Source organism: Oricola indica (assembly GCF_965227485.1).
Lineage (GTDB): Bacteria > Pseudomonadota > Alphaproteobacteria > Rhizobiales > Rhizobiaceae > Oricola > Oricola indica.
In genome coordinates this window covers 2,945,772-2,958,824 of the sequence record NZ_OZ245747.1, presented here as the reverse complement: position 1 = coordinate 2,958,824, position 13,053 = coordinate 2,945,772, and the positions used below count along the sequence as shown (strand labels likewise).

General features: G+C 62.8%; 11 protein-coding genes. All 11 read left to right on the top strand.

Annotated elements, in window-relative coordinates; genetic code table 11:
- Positions 1-2 precede the first annotated feature (2 nt).
- Positions 3-1,247 carry a multiple monosaccharide ABC transporter permease gene (gene mmsB, locus ACQK2M_RS14850; RefSeq protein WP_425418420.1) on the top strand — a complete coding sequence of 415 codons (1,245 nt, stop codon included), beginning with the start codon at positions 3-5 and terminating at the stop codon, positions 1,245-1,247.
- Between the two features lie 5 nt (positions 1,248-1,252).
- On the top strand, positions 1,253-2,995 hold the full coding sequence (gene araD / locus ACQK2M_RS14845) for an L-arabinonate dehydratase (RefSeq protein ID WP_425418419.1): 1,743 nt from the start codon (positions 1,253-1,255) through the stop codon (positions 2,993-2,995).
- On the top strand, positions 2,992-3,936 hold the full coding sequence (locus ACQK2M_RS14840) for a Gfo/Idh/MocA family protein (RefSeq protein WP_425420053.1): 945 nt from the start codon (positions 2,992-2,994) through the stop codon (positions 3,934-3,936). The genes araD and ACQK2M_RS14840 overlap by 4 nt, the downstream gene beginning before the upstream one ends.
- 105 nt (positions 3,937-4,041) lie before the next feature.
- Positions 4,042-4,959, top strand: a complete 918-nt coding sequence (locus tag ACQK2M_RS14835) for a dihydrodipicolinate synthase family protein (protein WP_425418418.1) — start codon at positions 4,042-4,044, stop codon at positions 4,957-4,959.
- A 21-nt stretch (positions 4,960-4,980) separates the two neighbouring features.
- The gene (locus tag ACQK2M_RS14830) at positions 4,981-5,877 is read left to right on the top strand and encodes an SMP-30/gluconolactonase/LRE family protein (protein WP_425420052.1); all 897 of its coding nucleotides are present in this window, start codon (positions 4,981-4,983) and stop codon (positions 5,875-5,877) included.
- A 23-nt stretch (positions 5,878-5,900) separates the two neighbouring features.
- Positions 5,901-7,406 (top strand): aldehyde dehydrogenase (NADP(+)), encoded by a 1,506-nt coding sequence (locus ACQK2M_RS14825; RefSeq protein ID WP_425418417.1) that lies wholly within the window; start codon positions 5,901-5,903, stop codon positions 7,404-7,406.
- A 268-nt stretch (positions 7,407-7,674) separates the two neighbouring features.
- Positions 7,675-8,592: an ABC transporter substrate-binding protein gene (locus ACQK2M_RS14820; protein WP_425420051.1), complete on the top strand. Its 918-nt coding sequence runs from the start codon at positions 7,675-7,677 to the stop codon at positions 8,590-8,592.
- A gap of 111 nt (positions 8,593-8,703) precedes the next feature.
- A complete protein-coding gene (locus ACQK2M_RS14815; RefSeq protein WP_425418416.1) occupies positions 8,704-10,230 on the top strand; it encodes a sugar ABC transporter ATP-binding protein in 1,527 nt (508 codons plus the stop codon).
- Positions 10,217-11,260, top strand: coding sequence for an ABC transporter permease (locus ACQK2M_RS14810; RefSeq protein WP_425418415.1), 1,044 nt, complete (start codon positions 10,217-10,219; stop codon positions 11,258-11,260). The genes ACQK2M_RS14815 and ACQK2M_RS14810 overlap by 14 nt, the downstream gene beginning before the upstream one ends.
- A complete protein-coding gene (gene yjfF, locus ACQK2M_RS14805; RefSeq protein ID WP_425418414.1) occupies positions 11,257-12,219 on the top strand; it encodes a galactofuranose ABC transporter, permease protein YjfF in 963 nt (320 codons plus the stop codon). The genes ACQK2M_RS14810 and yjfF overlap by 4 nt, the downstream gene beginning before the upstream one ends.
- A 66-nt stretch (positions 12,220-12,285) precedes the next feature.
- Entirely contained in the window at positions 12,286-13,032 is a 747-nt protein-coding gene (locus ACQK2M_RS14800; protein ID WP_425418413.1) for a FadR/GntR family transcriptional regulator, read from the top strand.
- The last annotated feature ends 21 nt before the right edge of the window (positions 13,033-13,053 follow it).

The following is a 13,053-nucleotide window of genomic DNA, read 5'->3' as shown; positions in this document are numbered from 1 at the left end:
ACGTGACTGCGGTTCAAAGCAGCGAACGCGCCGAAAAGGCGGAGTCGGGCAGGAGCGTTCGCGATTACCTCTCTTCGCATTTGCGCGAATACGGGCTCCTTTTCGCATTGATCGCCATCATGGCGTTCTTCCAGATCGTGACCGACGGGACCCTGTTGCGCGCGGTCAACGTCACCAACCTGCTGCTCCAGAACAGCTACATCGTCATCATGGCGCTGGGCATGCTCGTGGTCATCGTGTCGGGTAACATCGACCTTTCGGTCGGCTCGGTGATGGGCTTCATCGGCGCGCTCGCGGCCGTGATGATCGTGAACTGGGACCAGTCGGTCTTCCTGACAATCATCGTCTGCCTCATCGCCGGCGGCCTTATCGGCGCCGCCCAGGGCTACTGGATCGCCTACTGGAAGATACCGTCCTTCATCGTCACGCTGGCGGGCATGCTCGTCTTTCGCGGACTGTCGCTCTGGCTGCTCGAAGGTCAATCGGTCGGGCCGTTCCCGAGAGAGTTCCAGGTGATCGCAAACGGCTTCGTCGCCGACATTTTCCCCACCGGCATGGGTGAAGCATTGGCCGGCGTGTTCGATGTGCGCAGGCTGAATGTGCTGGCGCTCGGCTTCGGCATCCTGGCGGCGGCCGCATTGGTCTGGATCGGGCTGCGCCAGCGCGCGCGGAACCGCTCCTACGGCATTGTCGACGAGCCGCGCAGCTTCTTTGTCGCGCGCAACGCCATCGTCGCGGCCGCGATCATCTTCATAACCTACAAGCTCTCGACCTTCCGGGGATTGCCCAATGTGCTTCTGACAATGGGCGTGCTGACGATCATCTACGCATTCCTGACCCAGAACACCGTGATCGGCCGCAGGATCTATGCGCTGGGCGGTAACGCCAAGGCCGCCAAGCTCTCCGGCATCAAGACGGAACGCCTGACATTTCTCGCCTTCGTCAATATGGGCATTCTCGCCGCGGCGGCGGGCCTTGTCTTCGCCGCACGGCTGAACACGGCGACGCCGAAAGCCGGCTTCGCGCTGGAACTCGACGTTATCGCAGCGGTCTTTATCGGCGGCGCCTCGATGTCCGGCGGCGTGGGCACGATCGTCGGCGCGGTCGTCGGCGCGTTCCTGATGGGAGTCCTCAACAACGGCATGTCGATCATGGGTATCGGCATCGACTATCAACAGATGATCAAGGGCCTCGTGTTGCTCGCGGCGGTCGTCTTCGATGTTTACAACAAACAGAAGCAGGGTTGATGAGTATGAGTTTCAAACCCGCCCAATGGCCCCGCAGGCTTCGTTCGCAGGAATGGTTCGGCGGCACGGGACGCGACCAGATTTATCATCGCGGCTGGATGAAGAACCAGGGTTTCCCGCACGACATGTTCGACGGGCGTCCGGTGATCGGCATCCTGAACACATGGTCCGAACTGACGCCGTGCAACGCACATCTGCGCGATCTCGCAGAGCGCGTGAAGAACGGCATCTACGAGGCCGGCGGCTTCCCGGTTGAAGTCCCCGTCTTCTCGGCAGCGGAGAGTTCGTTTCGTCCGACGGCGATGATGTTCCGCAACCTTGCGGCCCTCGCGGTCGAGGAGGCGATGCGCGGCCAGCCGATGGACGGCGCCGTCTTGCTCGTCGGCTGCGACAAGACCACCCCGAGCCTTTTGATGGGCGCAGCGTCAACCGACATGCCCTCCATCGTGGTGACCGGCGGCCCGATGCTGAATGGCTATTTCCGGGGCGAGCGGGTCGGATCGGGAACGCATCTCTGGAAATTCTCCGAGGCGGTGAAAGCCGGAGAAATGACGGCCGAGGATTTTCTCGAGGCGGAAGCCTCGATGTCGCGGTCGCCCGGCTCGTGCAACACGATGGGCACGGCGTCCTCGATGGCCTCCATGTCCGAGGCGCTCGGCATGGCGCTGTCCGGAAACGCCGCGATCCCGGCCGTCGACAGCCGGCGCCGGGTCATGGCGCAACTGTCCGGCCGGCGCATCGTGCAAATGGTCAAGGACGACCTCAAACCTTCCGACGTCATGACGAAAAACGCGTTCGAGAATGCGATCCGCACCAACGGCGCAATCGGCGGGTCCACCAACGCGGTCATCCACCTGCTGGCGATTGCCGGGCGTGTCGGCATCGACCTTTCGCTGGACGATTGGGACCGTTGCGGCCGTGATGTCGCGACCATCGTCAACCTCATGCCGTCGGGCAAATACCTGATGGAGGAGTTCTTCTATGCCGGCGGCCTGCCTGTCGTGCTGAAGCGCCTCGGCGAGGCCGGGCTGCTGCACAAGGACGCGCTCACAGTCTCCGGGGAGACGATGTGGGATCAGGTGAAGGATGTCGTGAACCACAATGAGGACGTCATCCTCCCGGTGGAAAAAGCCCTGACGCAACAGGGCGGCATCGCCGTCCTCAAGGGCAATCTCGCGCCGAAAGGGGCCGTCATCAAGCCATCCGCCGCGTCGCCGCATCTCCTGCAGCACCGCGGTCGCGCCGTCGTCTTCGAGGATATCGACGACTACAAGGCCCGCATCAACGACGACGCGCTCGATGTCGACGAGACCTGCATTCTCGTCCTGAAGAACTGCGGCCCGAAGGGCTATCCGGGGATGGCCGAGGTCGGCAATATGGGGCTGCCACCGAAGATCCTGAAAAAGGGGATCACCGACATGGTCCGCATCTCCGATGCGCGCATGTCAGGCACGGCCTACGGAACGGTGATATTGCATACCTCGCCGGAAGCGGCGACCGGCGGCCCGCTGGCTGTTGTTCGCAATGGCGACATGATCGAAATCGATGTTCCGGGCCGGCATATTCGCCTCGACATCTCCGACGAAGAGCTCGCGGCGCGCCTGGCGCAGTGGTCCGAACCCGCCGACCGTCCGACATCCGGATATGAGTGGCTGCACCAGACCCATGTGCAGGGCGCGGATACGGGCGCGGACCTCGACTTCCTGAGAGGGTGCCGCGGCGCGCCCGTCGGAAGGGACTCGCACTGATGAGCACGAAGATAGCTCTGGTCGGAATCGGCAAGATCGCGCGCGATCAGCACGTTCCCTCGATTGAAGCGTCGCCCGACTGGGAACTCGCGGCGACGGTGTCCCGCCATGGAACGGTGGATGGTGTCGAAGCCTTCACGGACATGGACACGCTCCTCGATGCGCGCCGCGACATCGAGGTCATCTCGCTGTGTCTGCCGCCTGTACCGCGCTTCGCCTATGCGTCATCGGCGCTGAAGGCCGGCCGGCATGTCATGCTGGAAAAGCCGCCGGGCGCGACACTCGCCGAATGCCATACGCTCGGCGCTATGGCGAAACGGGCAGGGGTTTCCATCTACTCGACCTGGCATTCCCGCGAGGCTGCGCGGGTCGGCGCGGCGAAGGAATGGCTGAAGAACAAGCGTCTCCGGTCGCTCAAGGTGGTCTGGAAAGAGGATGTACGCCGCTGGCATCCGGGCCAGGAATGGATTTGGGATCCCGGTGGCCTCGGCATCTTCGATCCGGGCATCAATGCCTTGTCCATCGTCACGGAAATCCTGCCGGACCCGGTTCACCTGACCAAAGCCGTTCTCGAATTTCCCGAAAATCGCGGCACGCCGATCGCCGCATCGCTCGACTTCGCGCATCCGCACGGCGCGGAAATGTCCGCGGTGTTCGACTGGAGACAGGACGGAGACCAGATCTGGACTATTGAAGCGGAGACCGACGAAGGCACGCTCGTGCTTTCCGAAGGCGGCGCGACGCTTTCGATCGATGGTGAAATCCATGCGGGCAAAGACACGGACGGCAATCCTCTGCACGGAGAATATCCGCGCCTCTACGCCAGGATGGCGGAGCTTGTGCGAACCGGCGGGACGGATATGGATCTCGCTCCGATGATCCATGTCGCCGACGCTTTCCTGTTGGGGCACCGCGTCGCTGTCGAGCCTTTCGACTGGTGACGGGACAGTGAGCATGGAAACGCCGACACCCGACCGCATCGATACCGCCCGGCTTGAATCTTTCGGCATCGCCGATGCACCAAACGGAACTGCAGGAGAATTGAATTGAAAAAGGCCCTTTCCGGCATCCTCCCGGTGGCGCCAACGCCATTTCACGCCGACGGCAAGGTCGATGAGGACGGCATGCGCCGCGTCATCGATTGCATGATCGATCAGGGGGTCGATGCGATCTGCATCCTCGCCAACTATTCCGAACAGTTTCTTCTTTCGGATGAGGAACGCGCGCTCCTCATGCGCCTCAGCCTCGAACACGCCGCCGGTCGCGTGCCGATCATCGTGACCATCAGTCACTTCTGGACCGATCTTGTCGTACGCCGCGCAAAGGATGCCGAAAGCATGGGCGCGGCCATGGTCATGATGATGCCGCCCTATCACGGCGCGGCATTGCAGGCTGCCCCGCAGGGTATCTTCGAGCATTTCCAGGCGGTCAACGACGCGATCTCGATACCGATCATGGTGCAGGACGCACCATTGTCGGGCGTGAACCTGACAATCGATCTGCTGGCACGCATGGCGCGCGAACTGGAGAACGTTTCCTATTTCAAGATCGAGTGTCCCTTCGCCGCCGACAAGCTGGCCGCGCTGATCGACGCCGCCGGCGATCACATTGACGGCCCCTTCGACGGCGAGGAGGCGGTCACGCTTCTCGCGGACCTCGATGCGGGCGCAACCGGAACGATGACCTCCGCCATGTTCCCGGAAAAGATCGGCCCAATCGTCACCGAATACCTCGCGGGCAACAACGAGGCGGCGCTGGAGCACTGGAAACTGTGCCTGCCGCTGATCAACCACGAGAACCGCCAATGCGGCCTTCGCGCCGCCAAGACCGTGTTCATGGAGGGCGGCGTGATTGCCAGCGATTATGTGCGCCATCCCCTCAAGCCGATGTCGCAACGCACGCGCGATCGTCTTCTGTCCCTTGCGCGCGATCTCGATGTGCTCGCGCTGAAATGGGGCAAGTAGAGGGGTTCCGGGATCGTGACGATCACCATGGCAACAACCCAGAAGCTTCCCGCCGGTCGCTGCGAACTCGGTGAAGGCCCGTATTACGATCCGCAGGCGGATACCGCGTGGTGGTTCGATATCGTCGGCAAGACGCTGTTCGAACATCGCTTTTCCGCAGGCGAGACAAGCGAACATGCGCTTCCGCGCATGGCTTCGGTCGTCGCGGGGACGGATGACGGCCGGCAATTGCTCGCCATGGAAGATGGGCTCTACCTTCGCGATCTCGCGGACGGCGCATTGTCGCTTCTGGCGCCACTGGAAGCGGACAATTCCGCCACGCGCTCCAATGATGGACGCGTACACCCGTCGGGAAATCTGTGGATCGGCACGATGGGAAAGAGGGCCGAATGGCAGGCCGGCGCGATCTACTGGTTCGATGGCGCCGATCTGCGCCCGCTCTTTCGCAAGATCACGATTCCGAACTCCATCTGCTTTGCTCCGGACGGGCGGACCGCCTATTTTGCGGATACGGCAGTCAATACCATATGGCGGGTAGGGGTCGACGCCCGAACGGGTCTGCCCTCCGGCGAGCCGGAACCGTTTCTCCACGAGAAGGACCTTCCCCTCGGTGGCCATTTCGACGGTTCGGTCACAGATGCCGATGGTGTATTGTGGAATGCCGCATGGGGTGGTGGGTCGGTCTCCGGCTACACGCCAAATGGCCAGCCCGTTCGCACCTACGAGCTTCCGGCGGCGCAGACCAGTTGCCCGGCATTCGTCGGCCCGGGGCTCGACCGGCTTCTTGTGACCACCGCATGGGAAGGATACGACGAGGCCGCACGCGCATCGGACCCCGGTTCGGGCTTCACCTACGTGATCGATGGCGGCTTCAAGGGGCGACCGGAGCCGCAGTTCCGGCTCTCGACAGCCACGTGACTCGAAGAATTAAAGGATAGGACATGCTTTCAGGCAAACACCTCATTGCAGGCGAATGGAAATCAGGCGACGCGACGTTCTCGTCGGAACCGGCACATGGCGACGCACATGAATTCGCGGTTGGTACGCCGGCGCATGTCGATGCGGCGGTTAAGGCAGCCGAGGACGCATTCGTGTCTTATGGCTACTCCAGCCGGGAAGATCGGGCCGCGTTCCTCAACGCGATCGCCGACGAGATCGAAGCACGTGGCGCGGAAATCACCGCGATCGGCACAAGCGAAACCGGCTTGCCGGAGGCTAGGCTCGAAGGCGAGCGCGGACGGACGACCGGTCAGCTTCGCTTGTTTGCAAGCCACATTCTAAAGGGCGATTACCTCGACCGCCGGCATGACGAAGCGCTGCCCGACCGTCAGCCGCTGCCGCGCCCCGATCTGCGCATGATCCAGCGTCCGATCGGCCCGGTTGCCGTTTTCGGTGCGTCCAACTTCCCGCTCGCTTTCTCGACGGCCGGCGGAGATACCGCGGCCGCGCTCGCAGCGGGATGTCCGGTCGTGGTCAAGGGCCATTCCGCCCATCCGGGCACTGGCGAGATCGTCGCGCAGGCGATTGATGCTGCGATCAAGAAATGCGGCCTTCATCCGGGCGTCTTCTCGCTGGTCCAGGGCGGCACGCGCGAGACCGGCCAGGCGCTGGTGACCCATCCGTTGATCCGGGCCGTCGGCTTCACCGGTTCGCTCGCCGGCGGGCGGGCGCTGTTCGATCTCTGCGCCTCGCGCCCTGAGCCGATTCCTTTCTTCGGCGAACTGGGTTCCGTCAATCCGATGTTCCTGATGTCCAATGCCGTAAAGGCCCGGGGCGGGGAGATCGCCAAGGGTTGGGCCGGATCGCTGACCATGGGCGCGGGCCAGTTCTGCACCAATCCCGGCATCGCCGTCATCATCGACGGACCGGAGGCCGACGCATTTGGCAACGCGGTGACTGAAGCGTTGGAACCGGTCGGCGCGCAGACCATGCTCACCGACGGCATCGCCGGTGCCTACCGCGCGGGCCGCGACCGGGTGGCCGCAAGCGCGGGCGTGCAGGATCTGCTCACCTCGACCTGCGACCTGCGCAACGCGACGCCTTACCTTTACCGCGTGTCCGGCGCGGACTGGCTGGCCAATCATGCCCTCGGCGAAGAGGTCTTCGGTCCGCTCGGACTGATCGTCACGGTCAAGGATCTGGACGAAATGCAGGCGATCGCCCGTTCGCTGCAGGGCCAGCTCACCTGCACGATCCATATGGACGCGGCGGACACCGCAGATAGCCAGACGCTGATGCCGATCCTCGAACGCAAGGCGGGCCGTCTGCTCGCAAACGGTTTTCCGACCGGCGTCGAGGTCTGCGACTCCATGGTGCATGGCGGCCCGTATCCTGCCTCGACCAATTTCGGAGCTACCTCGGTCGGCACGCTGTCCATTCGGCGCTTCCTGCGCCCCGTCTGTTTCCAGAACATCCCGGACGCACTGCTGCCGGACGACCTGAAGTAGGCAAGACAGACCATAGGGCGCCGCCTCCGGCGGCGTCCGCTGAAATCTGCTCAACAAACCGCGCGAAAGGATTTTTCGCGCGGGTTTGAAGCGTTTTCATGCGCGACCGATCTCCCAACAATATACTGATTTCATTACGTTATTTGGAAAGATTTTTCGCCCGGAAAGGCGATTCCCGGTTGGCGATCTAATAATATTACTATACGATTATTATGCATCGCCGGCTTGTCCTCGGAGGAGGTTCCCGGCGGAATCCATGGGAGGAAATATTATGATACGCAAATTCGCACTTGCCGGCGCAGCGCTGGCCGCAACCACCTTCATGTCAGGCACCGCCTTGGCGCAGACGATCGGCTTCTCGCAGGTCGGCTCGGAAGGCGACTGGCGCCCCGCATTCTCGGCAAACATGCAGGAGAGCGCCAAGGAATACGGCGTCGATCTCAAATTCGCCAACGCACAGGGCAAGCAGGAAGAGCAGCTTCGGGCCGTTCGCGCCTTTATCGCCCAGGGCGTTGACGCCATCATCATCGCGCCGGTCGTCGTGACCGGGTGGGATCAGGTGCTGCGCGAAGCCAAGGAAGCGGAAATTCCGGTCTTCCTCGTAGACCGTGACGTCGATGTCGAGGACAAGTCGCTCTATGTCACGCGCATTTCCGCGGACTTCAACCTCGAGGGCAAGCTGGCCGGCGCATGGCTCGCGGCCGAATCGCTCGGCGATTGCAAGGTGGTCGAGCTCCAGGGCACGACCGGTTCCGCACCCGCCATCGAGCGCAAGGGTGGCTTCGAGGCCGTTCTCGACCAGTTCCCGGCGATGGAAATCGTCGCAAGCCAGTCTGGCGACTTCACGACGGATGGCGGCAAGAAGGTGATGGAAGCCTTCATCAAGTCGACCAACAACCTCGAAGGCATTTGCGCTTCCTTCGCGCATAACGACAACATGCAGCTTGGCGCGATCCAGGCAATGAAGGAAGCTGGCCTCAAGCCCGGCGAGGATGTGCTGATGGTTTCCGTCGACTACGTCCCCGCGATCAAGGACGCGCTTGACGCCGGCGAGGCCAATGCCTCGGTCGAACTGCGCTCGGCGGTCGGCGAGTTCATCTATCCGGTGGTCCTCGACTACCTGAAGAACCCGACCGAACTCGACAAGTGGATCGTCATCCCCGGTGACCTGCACACCGCTGACTAGGTTTCGGCATTGCCGCTGAATCCATGAAGGTCGGCGCCCCGTTCGCGGGGCGCCGCTGCACGCCGCATCTTGCGGCTGCCGTACCGACCTTGTGCAAAGGTGACTGAACCAATGAACGCTTCCGCTGGTCCCGCTGCGCGTGTCGAGATGCGCGCGATAGGCAAATCTTTTCCGGGCGTCCGCGCGCTATCCGGTGTCGATCTCACGCTCTATCCGGGCGAAATCCACGCCTTGCTTGGCGAAAACGGCGCCGGCAAATCCACCCTCATCAAGATCCTGACCGGTGCGTTGGATCGCGACGCCGGCGAAATCCGCCTCGATGGAAAATCGGTCGATTTCCGGTCCACCGGCGAAGCCCAGACGAGCGGCATCTCCACCGTGTATCAGGAGGTCAACCTGATCCCGGCAATGTCGGTGACGAAGAACCTCGCACTCGGTCCCTCGGAAGGCGCGTTCGGAATCATTTCGTGGCGCAAGACCCGCGCGGCCGCGCGTCAGAAACTCGCGCGACTCAACCTGGATATCGATATCGAGCAGCCCGTCGGCACGTTTTCGGTCGCCGTACAGCAACTCGTGGCCATCGCGCATGCGCTCGACGACGACACGAGCGTTCTCGTTCTCGATGAGCCGACCGCGAGCCTCGATGCGCAGGAAACCGCGACGCTCTTTTCGATTCTTCGCGACCTGAAATCGCGCGGCATGGCGATCGTCTTCATCACCCACTTCCTCGACCAGGTCTACGAGATCTCCGACCGCATCTCTGTCCTTCGAAACGGCGGCCTCGTGGGAACTGGATTGGCGTCGGACATTACCCGCCAGGAGCTGATCTCGATGATGATCGGGCGCGAATTGGGAGAGGTCGAGGCGACATTCGCCCACAAGGCGTCCGAAGAGAAGGGCACCGAAAAGCTCGTCGCGCGCGGCATCGGCCGCAAGCGCACGCTGGAGCCCTTCGATCTCATGCTGCACGCCGGCGAGGTGGTCGGCCTGGCGGGGCTCCTGGGCTCCGGGCGCACTGAACTGACGAAACTCGTTCTCGGCGCCATCCGCGCCGACAGCGGGACGCTCGAGGTCGGCGGCAAGGATGTCGGACGCAACACGCCCCGGCAGTCGCTTGAATCCGGCATCGCGTTCTGTCCCGAAGATCGCAAGGCCGAGGGCCTTGTCGGCGATCTGAGCATCCGCGAAAACATCATGCTGTCGATGCAGGCCAAGAACGGATGGCTGCGCCGGGTCCCGCGCAAGCAGCAGGAACGGCTCGCCAGCGAGATGATCGACGCTTTGGCCATCGCCACGCCGGATGCGGAGAAGCCGGTTCGGCAACTCTCCGGCGGCAATCAGCAAAAGGTCGTGCTGGCGCGAGCGCTCGCCTCGAAACCCGAGATACTCCTCCTCGACGAGCCGACACGCGGCATCGATGTGGGCGCGCATGCCGAAATCATCATGTTGATCCGCAGGCTCTGCGAGGACGGCATGGCGCTCCTCGTCGCGTCTTCGGAACTGGATGAGATCGTCGCAGCGTCCGATCGCGTCGCGGTCATGCGCGACCGTCGCAAGATCGGGGAAATCGCCGGCGAGGATATCAAGCGAGACAACATCATCCGGATGATAGCGGGGGAAGACGGTGGCCAGCACTGACAGCACGGCGGAGCATTCCGCGCCCGGTCGGATCAAGGCGATGGCGCAGAGCCGGGCCATATGGCCGCTGCTCGCGCTGGCGCTCATCCTGATCGTCGCCGGGTTCATATCGCCGAACTTCTACGAGATTCGCATCGTCGAGGGTCGGCTTTTCGGAAATCTGATCGACATCCTGTACAGAGCCGTGCCGACGGCGCTTGTCGCGCTGGGCATGGCCGTCGTGATCGGGACGCGGGGCATCGACCTGTCCGTCGGATCGATCATTGCCATTGTGGGCGCTGTGATCGTGTGGCGCATCAAGATGGGCGATCCGCATGTCACGATCCTCTTCACCGCGCTTGCCGCCGGTATTCTGTGCGGCATGTGGAACGGCTTCCTCGTCGCCGCGCTGGGAATTCAGCCGATCATCGCCACGCTGATCCTGATGGTGTCGGGGCGCGGCATCGGCATGTTGATCAATCTCCTCTACGGCGGGACCGATCCGAGCTTCGAGAGCGCGTTCCTGCAGGGATTGTCGACCGGAAGCATCTGGTTGATCCCGACCCGGCTGGTCCTCGCCGCCGGCATATTTCTCGCTCTGTGGCTTTTGATCCGCCGCACCGCGCTCGGCCTCTTCGTCGAGTCCGTCGGCGGCAACGCGGCGGCATCCAATCTCGCCGGCGTCAATGCGCGGGTCATCGTGTTCGTCGCCTATGTCCTGTGCGGACTTCTTTCCGCCTGGGCAGGGATCATCATGACGGCCGACACCCACACGTCGGACCCGGTATCCGTGGCGCTTTACATCGAGCTTGACGCGATCCTGGCCGTTGTCATCGGCGGCGGGTCGCTCGCCGGCGGGCGCATCTATCTCGGCATGACCGTTATCGGAGCGCTGGTGATCCAGGCGCTGACGACAGCGACACTGATCTCCGGATTGCCGCCGGAATACAACCTGATCATCAAGGCGCTCGTCGTGCTGAGCGTCCTGTTCCTCCAGTCCGCCAATGCTCGAAACGCCATTCGCGGCCTGGTCTCGAGGAAGCCGTCATGAACAAGAAGTATCTGCCACTCGCCGCCACCATCGCCGTCTTCGTCGCGCTCTTCGTGACCGGCGGCGCGATGTACAACAACTTCCTGTCGACGCTGGTTCTCGGCAACATCCTCGCCGACAACGCCTTCATCATCATCGCCGCGATAGGCGCGACCTTCGTCATTCTCTCGGGCGGCATCGATCTGTCGATCGGCTCGATGATTGGGCTGGTCGGCGTGTGCATGGCCGTTCTCGACCGCATGGGCTGGCATCCGCTCGCCGCGGCCGCCCTGATGATCTGTTTCGGTATCCTCTATGGCGCGCTGCAGGGGTTCATCATCGACTTCTGCGATATTCAGCCCTTCATCGTCACGCTGGCGGGTCTGTTCCTGTTGCGCGGGCTCTGTTTCATGGTGACGCTCGAGTCCGTTCCGATCCGCCACGACTTCGTGGATCTCTACGCGTCGGCGAAAATCCCGCTGCCGGGACGCGGCGTCCTGCGAAGTTCGGCGATCGTGATGCTGGCAAGCCTCGCGCTCGCGATCTTCATCGCCCATTTCACCCGCTTCGGAAACAGCGTCTACGCGATCGGCGGGGACAAGGAATCCGCCAGGCTGATGGGTGTCAATATCCGTCGCACGACGATCGGTATCTACGCGATCGGTGGTTTCTATTCGGCGCTCGCAGGGGTCGTCTACGCGCTCTACACATCATCCGGCTATCCGCTTGCCGGGTCCACGCTGGAGCTCTCGGCCATCGCCGCGGTCGTCTTGGGCGGAACATTGTTGACCGGCGGCGTCGGCATGGTCGCGGGCACGCTGTTCGGCGGCATGATCCTCGGACTGATCTCCACATTGATCATCTTCCACGGTTCGCTGAACAGCGCCTGGATTCTGATATCGAGTGGCGTCCTTCTGTTCGCCTTCATTGTCCTCCACCGGTTCCTCGTCAGCTCGTTCGACTTGCGGGGGACATCCTGATTCCGCTACGGCATAATCTGTGCCTCCATCTCGGCGAGGACACGCACTCTAAATTCGGAAAAGAACTTGGATACAGCCATCTCCGATCGCGCTTATGTGCTCTCCGATCCAAACGGCGGCGCGGGACTGGGCGTTCTCGATCGATTGGGCCGCGAAATCGTCAGCGGAACCTTCCCGCCTGAAACGCGTCTGCCGGACGAGGCGTCGATGCTCAAGCGCTACGCCGTGTCGCGGACGGCGCTGCGCGAAGCCTACAGCAAGCTCTCCGCCAAGGGCATGATTGTCGCACGCCCGAAGGTTGGCACCAGCGTTCGCCCGCCCGCATTCTGGAACATGCTCGATCCCGAGGTCCTGGGTTGGCATTTGCAGACCAAGTCGCCGAACGAGATCGCCATGGATCTCTATGCCTTGCGCCGCATGGTCGAGCCGCCCGCAGCGGCGCTCGCCGCCAAGATCCGGAGTGAGGACGAACTGGCGAAAATCGAGAGTGCCTACCGGGACATGGCCATCAAGGCCCACGACGAGGCGGAACTGGTGCAGGCCGACCTGCGCTTTCACCTCGAAATCCTCTTCGCCACCCACAATCACTTCATCGGAGCATTCAGCGCGCTCATCCACGCGGCGATGATCAGCACCTTTCGCCTGAGCTGGCGGGGCGCCGCCGTCGCGGTCATCAAGCAGGCGCGCCTCGAACAGCATGGCGATGTTCTGGACGCGATCGCCCGGCAGGAACCGGACCTCGCCCGCCAGCGCATGGAAGTCCTGCTCGACGACTCGATCCGCGATGTGGACGAAGCCCTGGGGACAAGATGACGTCTCGCGGCGGATTTGCAG